The sequence below is a fragment of the Candidatus Manganitrophus noduliformans genome (assembly GCF_012184425.1).
Lineage (GTDB): Bacteria > Nitrospirota > Nitrospiria > SBBL01 > Manganitrophaceae > Manganitrophus > Manganitrophus noduliformans.
On record NZ_VTOW01000002.1, the window covers coordinates 608685 to 626226 of the forward strand.

The 17542-nt window shown below is 53.6% G+C and carries 15 protein-coding genes; 6 read left to right on the forward strand and 9 right to left on the reverse strand.

Going from position 1 to position 17542, the window contains the following annotated elements; all coding sequences use genetic code 11:
• Positions 1–177: 177 nt before the first annotated feature.
• The 3 genes from MNODULE_RS12160 to prfB all read left to right on the forward strand — a co-directional run bounded on the left by MNODULE_RS12160 (position 178) and on the right by prfB (position 3447).
• The gene (locus tag MNODULE_RS12160) at positions 178–756 is read left to right on the forward strand and encodes a DUF3105 domain-containing protein (RefSeq protein ID WP_168060134.1); all 579 of its coding nucleotides are present in this window, start codon (positions 178–180) and stop codon (positions 754–756) included.
• On the forward strand, positions 683–2341 hold the full coding sequence (gene lnt / locus MNODULE_RS12165) for an apolipoprotein N-acyltransferase (protein WP_202882193.1): 1659 nt from the start codon (positions 683–685) through the stop codon (positions 2339–2341). Before MNODULE_RS12160 ends, lnt begins: the two co-directional genes overlap by 74 nt.
• Positions 2331–3447, forward strand: a protein-coding gene (gene prfB, locus MNODULE_RS12170; protein WP_202882194.1) for a peptide chain release factor 2 whose coding sequence is annotated in 2 segments (ribosomal slippage) — positions 2331–2399 and positions 2401–3447 — 1116 coding nt in all. Because the reading frame shifts where the segments join, the coding sequence is not laid out codon by codon here. The genes lnt and prfB overlap by 11 nt, the downstream gene beginning before the upstream one ends.
• Here the strand turns inward: prfB and MNODULE_RS12175 are convergent.
• From MNODULE_RS12175 to MNODULE_RS12205, 7 genes are all read right to left on the reverse strand, one after another.
• Positions 3401–3805, reverse strand: coding sequence for a response regulator (locus MNODULE_RS12175; RefSeq protein ID WP_168060140.1), 405 nt, complete (start codon positions 3803–3805; stop codon positions 3401–3403). The genes prfB and MNODULE_RS12175 overlap by 47 nt on opposite strands.
• A 42-nt stretch (positions 3806–3847) precedes the next feature.
• On the reverse strand, positions 3848–4069 hold the full coding sequence (locus MNODULE_RS12180) for a response regulator transcription factor (protein ID WP_168060142.1): 222 nt from the start codon (positions 4067–4069) through the stop codon (positions 3848–3850).
• Positions 4070–4462: 393 nt separating this feature from the next.
• A complete protein-coding gene (locus MNODULE_RS12185) occupies positions 4463–5137 on the reverse strand; it encodes a response regulator (RefSeq protein ID WP_202882195.1) in 675 nt (224 codons plus the stop codon).
• Complete coding sequence (locus tag MNODULE_RS12190) at positions 5134–7794, reverse strand: GAF domain-containing protein (RefSeq protein WP_168060144.1); 2661 nt, start codon at positions 7792–7794, stop codon at positions 5134–5136. The genes MNODULE_RS12185 and MNODULE_RS12190 overlap by 4 nt, the downstream gene beginning before the upstream one ends.
• 340 nt (positions 7795–8134) lie before the next feature.
• Entirely contained in the window at positions 8135–9211 is a 1077-nt protein-coding gene (locus MNODULE_RS12195; protein ID WP_168060146.1) for an HD-GYP domain-containing protein, read from the reverse strand.
• A gap of 178 nt (positions 9212–9389) precedes the next feature.
• Positions 9390–9704 carry a c-type cytochrome gene (locus MNODULE_RS12200; RefSeq protein WP_202882196.1) on the reverse strand — a complete coding sequence of 105 codons (315 nt, stop codon included), beginning with the start codon at positions 9702–9704 and terminating at the stop codon, positions 9390–9392.
• A gap of 140 nt (positions 9705–9844) precedes the next feature.
• A complete protein-coding gene (locus tag MNODULE_RS12205; RefSeq protein ID WP_238339557.1) occupies positions 9845–10258 on the reverse strand; it encodes a c-type cytochrome in 414 nt (137 codons plus the stop codon).
• A 381-nt stretch (positions 10259–10639) separates the two neighbouring features.
• Here MNODULE_RS12205 and MNODULE_RS12210 point away from each other — a divergent pair, with 381 nt between their 5' ends.
• Genes MNODULE_RS12210 through MNODULE_RS12220 form a run of 3 tightly spaced genes read left to right on the forward strand, consistent with a single transcriptional unit; the run spans position 10640 to position 13786 of the window.
• Positions 10640–11371, forward strand: a complete 732-nt coding sequence (locus tag MNODULE_RS12210) for a formylglycine-generating enzyme family protein (protein ID WP_168060152.1) — start codon at positions 10640–10642, stop codon at positions 11369–11371.
• A gap of 19 nt (positions 11372–11390) precedes the next feature.
• Positions 11391–12878 carry an anthranilate synthase component I family protein gene (locus MNODULE_RS12215; protein WP_168060154.1) on the forward strand — a complete coding sequence of 496 codons (1488 nt, stop codon included), beginning with the start codon at positions 11391–11393 and terminating at the stop codon, positions 12876–12878.
• Between the two features lie 56 nt (positions 12879–12934).
• A complete protein-coding gene (locus tag MNODULE_RS12220; protein ID WP_168060156.1) occupies positions 12935–13786 on the forward strand; it encodes an aminotransferase class IV in 852 nt (283 codons plus the stop codon).
• On the opposite strand, the gene MNODULE_RS12225 is transcribed toward MNODULE_RS12220, so the two are convergent.
• Both MNODULE_RS12225 and MNODULE_RS12230 read right to left on the reverse strand, forming a co-directional pair.
• Positions 13753–16107 carry a GAF domain-containing protein gene (locus MNODULE_RS12225; RefSeq protein WP_168060158.1) on the reverse strand — a complete coding sequence of 785 codons (2355 nt, stop codon included), beginning with the start codon at positions 16105–16107 and terminating at the stop codon, positions 13753–13755. The two genes, MNODULE_RS12220 and MNODULE_RS12225, sit on opposite strands and share 34 nt — an antisense overlap.
• 41 nt (positions 16108–16148) lie before the next feature.
• A complete protein-coding gene (locus MNODULE_RS12230) occupies positions 16149–17507 on the reverse strand; it encodes a hemolysin family protein (RefSeq protein WP_168060160.1) in 1359 nt (452 codons plus the stop codon).
• Between the last annotated feature and the right edge of the window lie 35 nt (positions 17508–17542).

Genomic DNA, 17542 nt, shown 5'->3' on the forward strand with positions numbered 1-17542 from the left:
TCGAACAAAATAATATTACATCCTAACAAGCTCGTCTTACTTTTTCAATCGATCAAGAAAAAAACATTTCATGTCGGCATATCTCGCCGCCGAGGAGGGTCGCCTATCTTTTCACTTTACATTTTGATAGAATCGGCTATCATACAAACCCAAATTAAACATGAGCATGAGGAGGAGATGAGGATAATATCGATCGGAACGATCTTATTTGCTTTGATCCTGTTTTTGAACGGACCGCTGCAGGCGGCCCCGAAAGCGCCTGCCAAGGGCGCGGAGAAAAAAACCGAGAAGGTCGAGGAGAAAGCGCCCGGGGTCTCGGTTCCCTCTCTCGGCAACGACCATATCCAATCGATCGATTCCCCCCATCCCCCTTATAATAGCAAGCCGCCGACCTCCGGACCGCATGTCCCCTTCGTCGCCAAATGGGGGATCTATCGGCAGCAGATTCCCAACGAACTGCAAGTACACAACCTGGAAGACGGCGGCGTCATGATTCAATACGACTGCAAAAATTGCGCGGAGATGATCCAGAAGCTCGAGAACCTCGGAAGAGAGTACCTCAAGATGTCGCAGATGACTCCGCAGAACGGCCGTTTTGGACATCTTATCGTCGCCCCCTACCCCGGCATGGAGACGCCGATCGCGCTGACGGCCTGGGGAAAAATCGACAGGCTGAATGAATTTGACGAAGCCAGAATCCGCCGCTTTATCGAGGCATACGTCGGGATTGACCACCATCCGCGCCACACAGAATAAACGCTCCACCGCTCCATCGCTCCCATCGAATCCGGCGCTTGTGAAGAGGCGACTTCTTCCCTTTGCGCTGGCATTTTTATCCGGTTTATTTCTCGCCCTCAGTTTTCCACGCTGGGAGCTCTTTCCGCTCGCCTGGGTCGCCTTCATCCCCCTTTTTTTCGCTGTCCGGAATGTCTCCGCGGCCCGATCGTTTCTGATCGGCTGGACGGCCGGATTGGTTTATTTTTCCGGCACCCTCTCCTGGGTCACGATCAGCATGACCCGGTACGGGAAGATCCCCCAGCCGATCAGCTATCTGCTGATGTTGCTCTTGGTCGCCTATTGCGCGGTCTACGTCGGACTCTTTGCGGCGGGTAGCCGATCTCTCTTTGAAAAAAAACGCGGGTGGGCGCTTCTGTTGATTCCGGTCCTCTGGGTCGCGCTGGAATATGCCCGCGGACACCTTCTCTCCGGTTTTCCCTGGGCCGCTCTCGCCTATTCGCAATATCGCTTTCTTCCGTTGATTCAGATTGCCGATCTCGCCAGCATCTATGGGATCGGATTTCTGATCGTGCTGGTCAATGCCGGCCTCTTTGAAGTGATCCGGGGGGGATGGATCGAGCGTCGGATGGCATGGCGTCCACTGATTTTGACCGGAGGGCTTTTCCTCCTTAGCCTCGGATACGGCCTCTATCGTCTCGATCAGCCGATGGGAGAAGAACGAAGCCTGACGGTGGCGGTGGTCCAGGGGAATATCGAGCAGGATCAAAAATGGGATGCGCGCCTGCGCGATGAGACGGTTCAAAAATACAAACGTCTCTCCCTCGATTCGGTTAAAAAAGAAGCCCCTCCGGAGTTGATCGTCTGGCCGGAATCGGCGGCCCCTTTCTTCTTTCAGACGGAAGCCGCCCTTCGGAACGAGCTGCTCGACTTCGCCCAAGAAGGGAAATTCTATCTTCTCTTCGGAAGCCCCGCGTTCGAGCCGGCCTCCTCGGGACAGATGGCGCTGTTGAACAGCGCCTATCTTCTCTCGCCGGCCGCCGAGGTAGTGGGGCGCTACGATAAGATCCACCTGGTCCCTTTCGGCGAATATGTCCCTCTCTCTTCCGTTCTCTTCTTTGTCAATAAATTGGTGGAGGGGATCGGAGAGTTCATACCCGGACGCGAAGCGACGGTGATGGAAGCGGCCGGGACACGAATCGGAACGGTGATCTGTTTTGAAGTGATCTTCCCCGAGGTGGTTCGGCGGTTCGCCCAAAACGGGGCGACGGTGATGACGACGATTACGAACGACGCCTGGTTCGGCGATTCGGCGGCCCCCTATCAGCATTTCTCGATGGTGGTCTTTCGATCGATCGAAAATCGGGTTCCCTTCGCCCGCTCCGCAAATACCGGCATCTCCGGCTTTATCGACGCGCACGGGCGGATCATAAAGCAGAGCCCGCTCTTCACCGAAGCGGCGCTGACGCAATCGCTTCACCCCGGCACGCGGCGGACCCTCTACACCGCCTATGGAGACGTTTTCGCGATCGGTTGTGTTATAATCGCCCTGGGATTTGCATTGTTTTCCTATAGAGAGAAGAGGAGAAAAACCGATGCTGATTGAATTAAAACAGAACCTTGAAGCGGTGCGGCAGGAACTCGAACAGCTCCGGAGCCATCTTTGACCTCGCCGACCATCAAGAGCAGATCGAGAAATTAACGTCCGAATCGAGCGATCCCAACTTTTGGAAAGATCCGTCCATCGCTCAGAATAAGCTCGCCCTCAAGTCACGCTTCGAGAAGGAGATCAAGCGCTGGAACGAAATCGAGACCCGCTTCGAAGAGACCTCCGTAATGTTGCAGCTGTCGGAAGAAGAGGGGGACGCGTCGCTTGAGAAAGAGATCGAGGCCAACCTTCTGCAGCTCAAATCGGAGATCGATCAGTTCACGATCGAAACCCTTCTCTCCGGCGAGAAAGATTTCAACAATGCGATCGTCACCCTCCATCCGGGGGCCGGGGGAACCGAATCTCAGGACTGGGCGCAGATGCTCATGCGGATGTATGTACGCTGGGCCGAGCGGAAAGGGTATCGGATCGAAACCCTCGATCTCCAACCGGGAGAAGAAGCGGGAATCAAAAGCGTCACCTTTTCCGTGAAGGGACCGTACGCTTACGGATATCTAAAATCCGAAAGCGGGGTTCACCGTCTCGTTCGGATCTCGCCGTTCGATGCCAATAAACGAAGACACACCTCCTTCGCTTCGGTTTTCATCTCCCCTGAAATCGAGGATGATCCCGACGTAGTGATCGACGAGAAAGACCTTCGGATCGACACCTATCGCGCCAGCAGCGCCGGAGGGCAGCATGTCAACAAGACCTCCTCGGCGGTGCGGATCACCCATTTGCCGACCGGCGTCGTCGTCCAGTGCCAGAACGAGCGCTCCCAACTCCAGAATAAAGCGGTGGCGATGACCGTCTTGAAGTCCCGGCTCTATGAAATCCAGCAAGCGCAAAAAGAGGCGGAATTGTCAAAATTGACCGGAGCGGGGGAGAAGAAAGAGATCGGATGGGGGCATCAGATCCGGTCGTACGTCTTTCAGCCTTACCAGATGGTGAAAGACCACCGGACCGGTCTTGAAAAGGGAAACGTGACGGCGGTGATGGACGGGGAGATCGATCCGTTTATCGAGGAATATCTGAAGGGGGAGAAGAAGCGTTCGGGTTCATGAAAAAACCGTCGAGGAGGTTTTTGACCTCCTTAATCGTGAACGGCTTTTCGATAAAAAGATTGCCGGTCTCTTCGAGGAATGAAATCGTCTCCGGATTGGCGACATCTCCGGTAATAAAAACCACCCGCTTGGCCATGTCGGGGAAACGTTCCTGAATCTGAGAATAAAGCGCCTTCCCGTCCATCAGCGGCATTTTCATGTCGAGGAAAACGGCGTCGTACTTCCGATCTTTTAATTTTCCCGCCGCCTCCCGGCTGTCCAAAGCCTGATCCGCCTCATATCCGATTTTGGACAGAAGATGGGTGAGCAGATCGAGAAGGAGCTGCTCATCGTCGATGATCAGGATTCTCTTGGCCATGATCCCTTTTGATGGCATCCGTGCCCGACGCGATCGGCCATGTTACGCTTCTTGATCGATTTTAACCAATCCTTTTTGAATCGCGTATCGAATCAACTCGGCCAGGTTTCTGAGGGCAAGTTTATTCATGATATTGGCCCGGTGGGTCTCCACCGTCTTGACACTAATCTGAAGCTTTTCCGCCACTTCCCTATTTTTAAAGCCGTCCGCGACAAGACGCACAATTTCGGTTTCACGCTTCGTTAAAGATCTCTTTTCCGGCATTCTCTTCCTCTTTATGCGTTCAACATGAATAGGTTATGATCCAAGGGGAGGGAACAATCGTGTTAAAAATGAGATTAAAAAGGGTGAGGAAAAAAACGGATGGAACTTTCGCTGGTGCCTTCGTCTCTCCATCATCAAACCAGTTTTCCAGGATAACCGGACAACCGCTCTAACCCTTCCCGCCAATCCGACCTTTTTCGGGGACCGACCCCGCAACTTACCCGTCGATTCCGGGGCAAACCAGATGTGATCCGGACAAGGGATATTCCATCTGAGGGTAAAAACGCTAATACTTATAACTGATTGCGATTCATTTGTAAATCAGGGGAGTCCCTGACGGTCGTTCAACCAAAACGGGAAGGCGTAAAAGCGGGGATCACCTAGGGTGGTGCGCTACCGTTCCTGCGCGTGAGGTCCTTCAACCCAGCCTTTCTGAATGGCATATCGGATCAATCCGGCTGCGTTGTGGATATTCAATTTTTGCATGATATGGGACCGGTGCGTTTCAATGGTCTTGGCGCTAAGAGAGAGTCGGGTGGCGATGCGCTTGCTGGTATAACCCTCCGCAATCAGCTGCAGGACCTCCCGCTCCCGGGTCGTCAGCGGTTGAGACCGCGTCGTGACGGGCCGTCTCACCCCACCGCCGACATAATCTTCAATGATCGACTTTGAAACGGCGGGGCTAAGATAAGATTCCCCCCGATCCACGGCGTGGATCGCCGAGACCAGCTCTTCGATGGGAGAGCCTTTGAGCAGATAACCCGAAGCGCCCGATTGAAGAATTTTGAAGATGTATTCCTTCTCCGCATGCATCGTGAGAATCAAGATCTTTATTTCGGGAAGCCGCTTTTTAATCTCGCGGGTCGCCTCCAGGCCGTTGAGGCCGGGCATGCTGATATCCATGATGATCAGGTCGGGAAGGAGCTGCACGGCGATTTCCACCGTCTCCTCCCCGTCTTGCGACTCTCCGACAATCTGAAGCTCCGGATAGGTCTCAAGAAGTTTTTTCATCCCCTGCCGGACGATGGTATGATCGTCGGCGATCATGAGCTTGATTCTTCTCGTCACGATCCCCTCTTTACGATCGGCACCTTGATTGAAATCCGCGTTCCCTGTCCCGGGTCCGAGTCGATGAAAAAGGTCCCTCCCGCCAATTCGACCCGCTCCTTCATCCCTAAAATCCCGAGACCCCGTCGGATCATCGGCGGAGAAGAAAAGTAGCGCTTCACCTCAAAGCCCTTTCCGTCGTCGGTGATGTAGAGATGGATATGGACATCCTTTTTTTCCAGGGAAAGGATGACCGATTCCGCCTGCGCATGTTTGGCGACATTGGTCAGGGCCTCTTGGATCACCCGATAAAGAAGGATCTCGATTTTCGCCGAAAGCCGCTTCTGCAGGCCGGTCGTCTGGAGGTGGACGGCGGTCCGGGTGCGCTTCGAATACTCCTCGATGTACCAGCGGAGCGTCGGCACCAGGCCGAGTTCGTCCAGAATGGCGGGACGCAAATCGTAGGAGAGCCGCCGGAGCTCTTCCATGATTTTCCCCACCTGGGACTTGACCTCCTCGATTTTCTCCCGGATCGCTTTCTCGGAAGGGGGAAGCTCCTTTTCCACCCACTCAAGATTCATCTTGATTCCGGTCAGCGCTTGCCCCGCCTCATCATGCAGCTCTTGAGCAATCCGTCGCCGCTCCTCTTCCTGGATGTTAACGATCGCGGAAGAGAGGGTCTGCAGGCGCTCCATGTGTTTGGTCACCGCCTGGTAAAGGGTGGCATTTTCGATGGCGACCGAGACCTGATTGGCCATCGTGACGATCTTCTGGATCTCTTCCGGAGCGAACTGCCGGAAATAACGGGTTTCATCCAGAAGGAGCACGCCGATGACCCGCTCTTTAATAATGAGGGGAACCGATAAAAGGGATCTCGACTTAAAGAGATCGATCCATTTCTTGCTGACCCGCGGATCTTGAGGGGCGTTCTCGATCACGAAAGAATGCTGCTCCCTCGCCGTGAGGGAAAGGAGCGTATTCTCATTCATTTTGATTTCCACCTTCCGGATCGCGTCCCCCCGCTGATCCGACGCGGCCACGCCGTAGAGAAGGTTTCGCTTGTCGTCTACGGAGAAAATATAGCAGTTGCTCGCCCCGATCATCCGGGTCAGGCTGTTGGCGACCGAAGAGAGCAGTTGATCGAGGTGAAGGCTTTTCGTAATCGACTGGCTGACCTCGTTCATGATCGTCAGATCTTCGACACGCTGGCGCGCCTGATCGAACAATTTCATATTGTCGATGGTAAAGCCGATCTCTCTGCCGACGAAGCCGAGGACGCCCAGATCACTTTCGGTGAAGAGCCGGCTCCGGCTGAACAAGGAAAGGGTCCCCCAAATCTGTCCCGAAGCCTGGATCGGCACCCCCATATAGGCGAGAAGACCGTCCTCTCCGACAAATCTCTTTTTTAAAGGACCCTTCGCATCCTCCGCGACAACAAGGGTGGGCGATTTTTTCTCCACAATCTTTCCGATCACATTTTCGCCGACTTTTGCCCCCTGTTTTTCAAGGCGCTGCGCTTTTTCGGGGGATAGGCCCTTTTGCGCGACCAGGAGAAATCGTTGTTTCTTATCATCGAACCGGAGAAGATACCCCCCCTCGATATTCATCAGCGAGAGGATTTTTTCCAAAGCGGTCCGGAAAACATCTCCCTCCTGGAAAGAACGGCTGAGGCTGGCAAAGAGCGACTCCAACAGATTCAATTCAATTTTCTTATCGGAGAGATCTTTCTCCAAGACGTCGATCTCTGTTGCATCTTGTGCTGAGATCGTCACGCCGGCCATCTTCGTCTCTTTTAGATATGGCGAGAGATGGACATTGAGAATCCGCCTTGACTCGCCACGCCTTAAGACCTCCAGATGGAAAGGGGGAAGATTCCTTTGACCCGACTTGAGGGCTTCCACCTGGCCGGAAAAGGTGCTCAGTCCCGTCGCGGTCAGGTGCTGAGAAAAGGGGGTCCGATGGACCTGTTCTTTTTCATAACCGAGGAATTGAGCGAATTCGGAATTGATCGAAACGATCCGGCCGCTGAGATCCAGACCGGCGGTCAAACGGGGCGTTTCCGGCGCGGCGGCGGAGGGGGCTCCTTGTTGTTGGGTAACAAACGGGGAAATCAGCTTGGCAATCATTAGAAAGAGATCTCGATCTTTCGGCGTCATTGCATCCGGCTTCGCATAACCGACCGAGAGCGATCCGAGCACTTTCCCCTCCGACTGGAGGGTGGCTCCGCCGAAGCTCTGAATGTTCATCCCGCGGATGATCTGACCGACGAAAACGGGATCTTTTGAGATCTCATGAGAAAAAAGGGCGGGGCCCTGCTGGAGGACAATCGTCGGAAGGGACTGCCAGGCGCGAGGGATAAAACCATTCTTCCCGAAATCTTTCGGCATTCCCCGATGGGAAAGAAGGACCCATTCCTTTGCCTTCTCCTCTCGGCTAAACAGGAGAAGAATGTCCGAGCCGAGGACTTTGAAGATTTGATCCAAGAGGAGATTCAAGAATTGGGGGGGGTCGCGAACCAATTCGGCATGGTCCGCCATGATTTGGAGGATCGGCTCTAGTTTTTCGAAAGGAGAGGATGACGCACTGCTCTCGCTGGGAGGAGGGTCATAATCGGCCGATTTACTGAAGGAGCTTCCGCTGTCTTCCTCCATTGGGACAGGTACCTGTTCTTCGTACATCCTTAATCCTTACCCGCTCACACCCTGTGTCCTTCAAAATCGTATGGTACTTGCCTCTGCGATAGTAAGGGGGTGGAACTTCCTCTCTTGGCCAGTTCATGAGTGAGGGTGTCTGCCGCAATTGAGTTCATCCAGAGGGACTGGATGCGGATCATAGTCGGCGGTGACTTTAACATAGATCCCTCTGAATGTCAAAGCGATTTTGAAGATCTCCTGATTAAGGAGGAGGTGATCCTCTCGTCCGAAAAGCACCGTCCCGGACGGCGCTCCGAGCCGATTTCTAAGAGATCATGCGGGCAGCCTTCCGCGCGGAAATCCTCTCTACCGCACAGCAAAATATTTAGGCGACTTCCCTCTCCTCTTCATAGAGAAGGGGGCGCTCCCGCACCCTGAGCCATTGCTCTTTGGGAATGCTCATGAAAACACGGACAATCTCAGGATCGAATTGGATCCCCGCCGAGCGTATAATTTCCGCACGGGCCGCCTCAAAGGGGAGCGCCTTTCGATAAGGGCGATCGGAGGTCATTGCGTCGAGCGCATCGACGATCGCAAAGACGCGCGCCCCCAGCGGAATCTCCTCTCCCTTCAGCCCCCTTGGATAACCGGACCCGTCAAAACGCTCTTGATGACTGTAGACGATCTCGGAGGCTTCTCTCAAAAAGTCGATCCTGGAGAGCAGCCGCTTCCCCAATTCCGCGTGGGTCATCATGATCTCCATCTCCTGCTTGGTCAGCTTTCCGGGCCGGAGGAGAATATCATCGGGAATGCCGATCTTGCCGATATCGTGAAGGTAAACCCCTCTCTCCAATACTTCCAGTTCTTGACCGCTCATGCCGAGAGTGCGTCCTAGAAGAAGGGCATAATGCGTCACCCGCCTCGAGTGAGCATGGGTGCCGATATCGCGGGTATCGAGTGCGGAGCCGAGCGCTTCGAGTGTTGCCCGATAACTTGCCTGAATCTTCTTTAAGGCATCGTGCAACTCACGGGTCCGCTCCTCCACCTTTTTTTCAAGGTGAAGTTGATACTCTCTGTTCTCGATAATCAATCTTCGACGCTGAAGCGCCTTCTCGACACTCAGGATCACCTCGTCCAAATTGAAAGGTTTGATGAGATAATTGTCGGCACCCAACCGCATTGCCTCAATGGCGGTTTCCGCCGCATGGACGGCGGTGACCATGATGAACGACAAATCGGCATCGGCCGCTTTGGCCTCTTTCAGCAAGTCAATCCCCGACATGCCGGGCATGAGGATATCCGACAACACCAGATCGAAAGACCTCTCTCTTAATACTGAAAGGGCCTCTTCACCCCCTTCGGCGCGATGACACTCATACGCTTCATTGGAGAGGACCTCGAAGAGGATATCACGGATATTTTCCTCGTCATCTACAATTAAAATTGTTCCCCTTTTTTCCATTATAAAAGCCCAATTATTCACAAATCTGCTACGTATTCTAGAATAAAAAAGCCAACACTGTCAACGACGGAGGGTTCTTGATCGGTAGGGACGAATCAACGAGTCGCCCTCTTAATCAGTACCGAAACATCAAACCTAATCTCCAAAAAAAAAGGGGGAGCGAAAGCTCCCCCTTTTACTACTTTTTTCGGCCGAGGCTTCTCTCATAGAGAAGCACCAACCAGGCCTCTTCATCGGTGATCACGCTTCCGACCATCGGCATCATCGCCGTTCCCGGACTCCCATGTTTGATCACCCAGAAGAGTTCCCCATCCGTACGCATCGCATGGAAGGCGGCGCTTGTGAAATTGCGGGGAGGAGGATCCAGCCCTGCGGCTGCCAACCCTTCCCCTGTCCCTTCCTTACCGTGACAGGTGAAACAGGTTCCTTTTCCCTCAAAGAGCGCTTTTCCTTTCGATATGTTCTCCGGAGTCGGCTTAAAGGGACTCTTCAAACTCTGAGCCTCTTTCAGACGATCCGCAGGAACCCTCGGTTTTGCCAGTTCCTCCTCGGCTGAAAACGCAAAGGAGGCCATCAAAACCAAAGTCAAAAGGATTGGGAAAAACCTTCTAAACACCTCTCATGCATCCGAACTTATGGCTGGTCGTGCAGGCTTCTCTCAAAAAGGATCACCAGCGCCATTTCTTCTTCGCTGATCACGCCGGGGACATAGGAGATCATCCCGGTGCCGGGGCTGCCGTTCTTGATCACCCAAGCAAACTCACCATCCGTCTTGCCCTTCAGTTTCGGATTGTGGAAATTGCGGGGGGTGGGATCAAGCGCCGCGCCGGCGGGACCGTCACCGCGTCCTTCATTTCCGTGGCAGGTGAAGCAGGTTCCCTTTCCGTTGAAGATCTCTTTTCCTTTGGCAATATTATCAGGGGTCGCCTTCATCGGGTTCTTCCACGCCTTTGCGGCCGCCATCTGGTCCGCAGGAACACGGGGCGCCAGGGGATCCTTTTCCGCCGCCGAACCGATATTCACGCTAAACGCTGTTGCAACGAGCATTGCCAAACCGATCCGTCCAAACTTCATTTTGTTCCTCCTTGTTTATTTCTAATGAAGCTCTGCTGTCTGGTGTTGCTGATCCGGTATTGCTGGTGCTTGTAGAGATCTCAGAAAGTGAAAAAACACTCGCTCCCGCGCTCTGACTATTAAGAATGCTCAGCTGGAAGAACAAGTGACCTTTTCGGAATAACAAGGCGATACTATATCGATTGACCCCCGGAGTGTCAAGTCTTTTTTGCAAAACTTGACACCTCATTCCTGATTCAGTAAGATCGGCTCACTTAAAACCGGACCCTGCGGATGATCCATTATAGAAATAATATCCTTGCCCTGTTCCTGACCGCTCTCTTACTGGCCTGTTCGCGTCGTCCTCCGGAAGGAATGGTCGCTGTTCCCGCCGGTGATTTCATCCGAGGCACCGATGAAGTCGATGAGGAGCACTTCGCTCAGGAGCAGGGGATCGTCAAACCCTGGTTTGTCGATGAAGGTCCGGCCCATAAAATCTACCTGCCGCTGTATTATATCGACCGGACCGAGGTCACCAATGCGCAATACGCCGACTTTATTCGTTCGACGCGGCGCGCGCCTCCCGGCCATTGGGAAGAGGGACAATACTTGAAAGGGAGTGATCATTATCCGGTGGTGAATGTCCCCTGGCAGGATGCGCAGGACTACTGCCATTGGAAGGAAGGCCGGCTGCCGACCGAAGCGGAATGGGAGAAAGCGGCACGGGGAACCGACGGAAGAAGATATCCCTGGGGGAACGAGTTCGATTTGACGAAGGCGAATATCGGGGGACAGTCTCAAGACCTGACCCCGGTAGGCCACTATCCCGCAGGCCAAAGCACTTACGGCGCAGTGGATATGATCGGGAACGTTTGGGAATGGACGGCCGACTGGTACCACCCCTACCCCGGAAGCAAGTATCAGAGCAAGGAGTATGGAAAGCAGCTCAAGGTGATTCGAGGCAATTCGTGGTCGGCGATCGGGCATTTTCCTCCGGATGTCCAGGAAGAGTTGGTCAAGCATCATTCGACCGTTACCTTTCGCCTCTATGCCCCCCCCGATTCCACCATCAGCGATGTCGGCTTCCGCTGTGTCCGGCCCGGTTAATTCGTTTCAGAGAGAACAGATGCCCCCCGCCGATCGCCTGATATTGGACCGCCCTCATAGGGATCTGATTGTCGAAACGCTTCCTACTCAAGGAAAGTCGGCGACGGCCCTCTTCGAGCGGCTCGGATGGAAGGAACAATCGGTCCTCTTCGAGGGAATGCGAGGAGGGTGGTTCGATGGGCGGTTTTCACTCATGGCCGGAACTCCCTTTGCCAAGTTCGAGAGCAAAGAGGAGACAAGCCGATTCGAACTGCTCGGTGACGGGAAGGGATACGCTCATCATCAGAAGGGAAACCCGCTTGCTCACCTTCAGCGGTGGCTCGATCGATTTCAATCTTCCCTTTTTGAAGGATCGCTTTCCGAAATTCCGTTCCTACAAGGAGGAGCGGCCGGATTTTTCAGCTATGATCTGGTCCGACGATGGGAAAATATCCCCGCCCCTTCCGTCCGAAATCCGGCCATTCCCGATATCCTCCTTCTTTTCTTTAATCTCTTCGTTCTCCTCGATCATACAAGAGAGCGACTCTATCTGGTCTACAATCCCTTTCCTGAAATGGAAATGGGAAAACCGGAGGAATCGGCCTGTCGGGACGGACGGGCGAAGATGGCTCACTTACGATCGGAGTTCCTCTCCTCTCGGCCGTCGCGGGCAATTAAACCGCAAATCCTCACCCCGACCGTCGAAGAAGATTTTTCGGAACGCGAGTATGTTGAAATGGTTCTCCGGGCGAAGGAGTATATCGCAGCCGGGGATATCTTTCAGACCAATCTCTCGCACCGTTTTCGTATCGCTTCCCCCGCTCCCTCTCCTTTTCAGATTTATCGGCGGCTTCGCAAGATCAACCCCTCCCCTTTTGCCGCGTATCTCGATTTGGGCTTGATTCAGATTGCAAGCGGCTCGCCGGAACGGCTCGTTCGGGTAAGCACCTCGGGGGGAAGACGCCTCGTCTCGACGCGACCGATCGCGGGAACCCATCCGCGCGGGGGAGATGAAGCAGAAGACCAGCGGATGATTCAATCCTTGTACAAAAGCGAGAAGGAACGGGCGGAGCATCTGATGCTGGTCGATTTGGAACGGAACGATCTTGGAAAGGTCTGCCGATACGGCTCGATCGAAGTGGACGAGTTGATGTCGCTTGAAAAATACTCGCATGTCTTGCATCTGGTCTCAAATATCCAGGGAGAGCTTCGGCCGGAGATGACCTTGACGGAGGTCGTGCAGGCGCTTTTCCCGGGAGGGACGATCACGGGGGTTCCGAAAGTTCGCTGCATGGAGATTCTCTCCGAGCTGGAGAAACGCGCCAGGGGCATTTACACCGGGGCCGTCGGCTATATCGACTTTACAGGGGAGATGGATCTGAACATCGCCATTCGGACCTGGGTCCGGCAGGGAGAGGAGATGACCTTTCAAGTGGGGGCCGGCATCGTCGCCGACTCCGATCCGGAGAAGGAATACCGAGAGACCCTTCAGAAGGCGGCCGCTTTGATAAAGGCGCTGGAACCATGAAACACGTGAGGCGCCAGGCCCTTACGCCCCACCCCTCACCTTTCACGGCCGATTAGATGTGGATCTACCTCCAAGATCGATTTGTCCCGAAAGAAGAGGCAAAGATCTCCGTCTTCGATCATGGTTTTCTTTATGGAGACGGTCTCTTTGAGACCCTTCGCGCTTACGATGGGGTTGTTTTCCGTCTCTCGCGGCACCTGGAACGATTGGCCCGGTCGGCCCGGCGATTGGAACTTCCCCTTCCTCCCCTTCCTCGGCTTGAGGCCATTCTCTACGACACGCTGAAGCGAAACGCCCTACGGGATGCAATTCTCCGTCTCACCTTTACCCGTGGAGAGGGGGAGATCGGCCTCGATCCGGCGCTGTGCGATAAACCGACGCTGGTCGTCACGGCCCGGCCCTTTACCGGCTATCCTCCGGAATATTATCGCGATGGGATTTCCGCCGTCATCGTTCAGGTCCGGCGGAACGCGACGACGGCGCTCGATCCGGCCCTGAAATCGATCAGCTTCCTGAACAACGTCATGGCAAAATCGGAGGCGACGAAAGCGGGAAGCGACGACGGGCTTCTTCTGAATCCGGAAGGATATCTCTCCGAAGGGACGACGAGCAATCTCTTCTGGGTGCGGCGGGGAAAACTGGAAACCCCTTCACCGGCCGTGGGGCTTTTGGAGGGGATCACGCGGGAAGTGGTCATCGATCTGGCCCGGAAGAAGCGTCTTCCGACCGAGGAGGGATTCTTCAAGCCCGACGCGCTCTTCGAAGCCGAGGAGGCCTTTCTCACGAACAGCGGTTTTGAATTGATGCCGGTGACGCGGATCAACGGGAACCCGATCGGTAGCGGGAAACCGGGGCCGATCACCCGCCGGCTTCATCAAGCCTTCAAAGAGGTGATCAGAGAGCGATAAACCGCCTCTTTTAATGCCGTCATCCCGAACGGCCTGAAGAGAATTTCCACTTTTCTCTCTTCAAGGAAACGCCGCGCCTCCGGGTTGATCCGCTCCTCGGCCAAGAAAAGAATCTTCTCCGCCATCACCGGATACTCTTTAAGAAGCGCATCGTGGAACGCCAGTCCCGGCATGTCGGCGATCCCGAGGTCGGTCAAGATCAGATCATAATCCTCCGATCGAAGCCGCTCCAATGCAGCACGACCGCTCTCCACCCCCTCGACACGGAATCCTTCCGACCGCAAGATATAGGTGCACATTTCCAGGGCCGCATTGGAGTCATCGACGATGAGAATTCTCCTCCCCGCATAGCTCCCCCCTTTGGCCCCCTCAGCCACTCTCCGATCCCTTCCCTGTCCGTTGATCGGAAAGGTGACGATAAAGGTCACCCCCTCTCCGAATAAATTTTCGATGAGGATCTCCCCGCCATGCTCCTTGACGATCCCGTAAGAAATGGAGAGCCCCAAACCGGTTCCGACGCCGACCTCTTTGGTCGTAAAAAACGGCTCGAAAACCTTCGGCAAGACGTCCGGGAGAATCCCTTGACCGGTATCGTGGAAGGAAATGGAAACAAGACCATTCCTGCTCTCGCTTGAAATCGTCAACCGTAAAGGGCTGGTGCTCAATTTCTTCTTTTCAAGCAGCGCTTGGTGCGCATTATGGATGATGTTGAAAAAGACCTGCTGCATCTGGTGCGGATCGACCCATATGGGAGGGATGGAATCGGAGAGGTTCTCGATGATTTCAACGCCGTCGGTTTCAAGCTGATATCGTTTTAGCTCAAGCGCTTTCCGGATAATATCGTTGATGTTGTTATAGCTCTTTTCGGCAGGATGGCGCCGGGCGAAGGTCAGAAGATTGCGGATGATCTCGGAGCAACTCATCGCCTCGCTGAATATTTTTTCGAGAAATTCCCGATCGCGCGGATTCTCGGTCGTCTCCAGCAAGAGCTGCGTAAACCCGACAACGCTCGTGAGGGGGTTATTGATCTCATGGGCCACCCCGGAAACCAACTCCCCGATGGCGGAGAGCTTTTCCGTTTGGATCAGTTGCCCCTGGAGCCGACGCAACTCCGTCACCTTCTGCTCCAGATCTTGATACAGCTTGACATTATCGATCGCAATGGCGACCTGCGAGGCGATGGTCGTCAGAAAATCGAGCCGCTCCTGCTGAATCCGCCCCGCCTCCACCGATTTGGGGCAAAACAATCCAATCACCCCGATGGCTTTCCCTTTAACCATCAAAGGAATTCCAATCATAGAGGTGATTCCGGAGCGCTCGGTCACGTCCCGATAAACCAGGCGGTGATCTTTCCGCACATCCGGAACAAAGATCAACTTCTCTTTCTCGAAAACCTCTCCTAAAACCCCCTGCCCCGGACGAAGGGTGAGTGATTTCAGGGAGATCTGGTCTGAAAACCCGCGCGCGGCGACTACCTCCAAGAGCCGTTGAATCGGATTATACAACATGATCCAGACCGCCTCCGATTCGGTAATCCCGGCGACATGATTCAGAATAATTTTGACAACCGTATCGATCGACAATGAGGAGGTCGTCGCCTGACTGAGTTGAAAAAGGGCCAGCGCCTCTTTTTCCCTTCTCAAATGCGACTTCTGAAGCTGAATCCGCTCCAGAGCCAAACCAATCTGTCCGCCGACCGCCTCAAGCCATTTTTTTTCCCGCGGCGTCAGATCCGTCGGCTGACTCGACCAGAATGAAAGAACCCCCACCACCCGCTCCGAAGACCGAAGCGGGACAGCGCCGCAAAGGGTCGTTCCCTCCTTTTGTAAAGACGGTAAAGAATCCTTCTGCTGGGCCTCTCCTCCCTTTGCAACCCTTTCGATAACCCCGTAACCTGACTTGGCTCGCCGTTCTTTTAAATCGGAGATCGACTCAAGAGGAAGCGCAACAGAGGCCGCCAGACCGAGATCTTCTCCCTGCCAATCGACGAGAAAGAGCGCGCCGGCGGAAAGTGCCGGAAGCTGCTCCTGCACCTTTGCAAATACCTTTTTGAAAAGATCATCGACCTCCACCCCTTGCGTCATTAATACCGAGATCTCATTGAGCGCATCGAGATCCTCGATGGAAGAACGAAGCTCTTGTTGATGATCAAGACGGAAGAGAGCGAATAAAACCCCGCCGACCAGCAAGGAGAAAAGAAAAATAGACAAAGGGATCGAAGCGGGAGAGATATTTCTGGTGATCAGATATGCGAATAAAAGATAGGAAAAGGAGAGGACGAGAACCGCCGGAAGTATATACGGTCTGGTTTTGTTCTTCACATGAGGGTCCCAAAATTTAGACTTATATAAGGGAATCCCTCTTATTTGTCAATCGATACTTTGTGTGGAACCGTACTCCGCGGGGGCCCCAAAGTGCCTCCGCTTTGGGGTTGCGTTGTGTCCGGTTTTTTTTCAACTTTCAATTTGGCGATCCGGCGGCCGTCCATGTCGACGATGGTGAATTTATAATCGCCATATCGAATAATTTCTCCCCCCTTCGGCATATTCTGCAGCTGTGAGAGAGCAAATCCCCCCAACGTTTCATAATTAGCCGATTCCGGGATGGGAAGCCCATAGTCGGTGTTGAGGTCTCGAACCGAAAGCGACGCGTCGATCACCCAGGAGCCGTCCTTCAAGCGTTCGACGGGCCGATCCTCGACGTCGTATTCGTCTTGTATCTCACCGACAATTTCCTCCACCAAGTCTTCCATCGTCACCAACCCTTCGACACTTCCATATTCGTTGATGACGATGGCCATTTGAATCCTTCGCCGTTGAAGCTCCTTTAGAAGATGGCTCACCTGCATGGTTTCAGGAACGAAATAGGCCGGATGAAGGAGGTCCTTTAAATGAACGGCCTTTTCCTGAATCAAGGCCGACATGAGATCCTTAAAATAAAGAATCCCAGTGATGTCGTTGATATTGGTTCGATAGACCGGATATCTTGAAAACTTATTTTCAGTTACATATTTCAGAATTTCTTGGAAAGGGGTATCGATTTGGACGGCATGGATCTTCGGACGCGGAACCATCACCTCTTTCACAGAAATATCATTAAACTCAAAAACACTATGGATCAGCTCCTGCTCCGTCTGGTTGAAAACTCCTTTTTCCCGGCCTTCTTTTAACAGGTATTTAATTTCCTCTTCAGAGATGAAGGTGCCTGGAATAACTTTTCCCCCAATCGGTTTCAGGACGAAACGAACCGACGTCGTCAGTACCCTTACAAAGGGCCCTAAAACCCGTGCCATCAGATCAAGCGGTTTCGCAAAGGCAAGGGCGATCTGTTCAGGATACTTCAGACTCAACGATTTTGGGACAAGTTCGCCCAAAATCAACGAAAGATATGAGATAACAATGACCATTACGGAGATGGAGGCCGCCTCACTGAATCGATTTAACAGGGGAATTTTGTCAAAAATTGGACGGATCGACTCCACGGCAACGGCACCGCCGACGGCTGCAGCAGCAGAACCGACCAGAGTCACGCCGATTTGAACGGTTGCAAGGAACCGTTCCGGTTCACTCTGAAGATGATAGAGAATCCCTGCGCGAGTATTCCCTTTTTCCGAAAGACTCTTGATATTGCTCTTTCGGGCGGTGATCACGGCAATTTCTGCGGCCGAAAAAAACGCATTGATCAGAATTAATACAATGATCAGCGTCAGTTCGAGTGTCATGAAGTTGTTCTCCTTCGCTTAACATAGCACAAAAT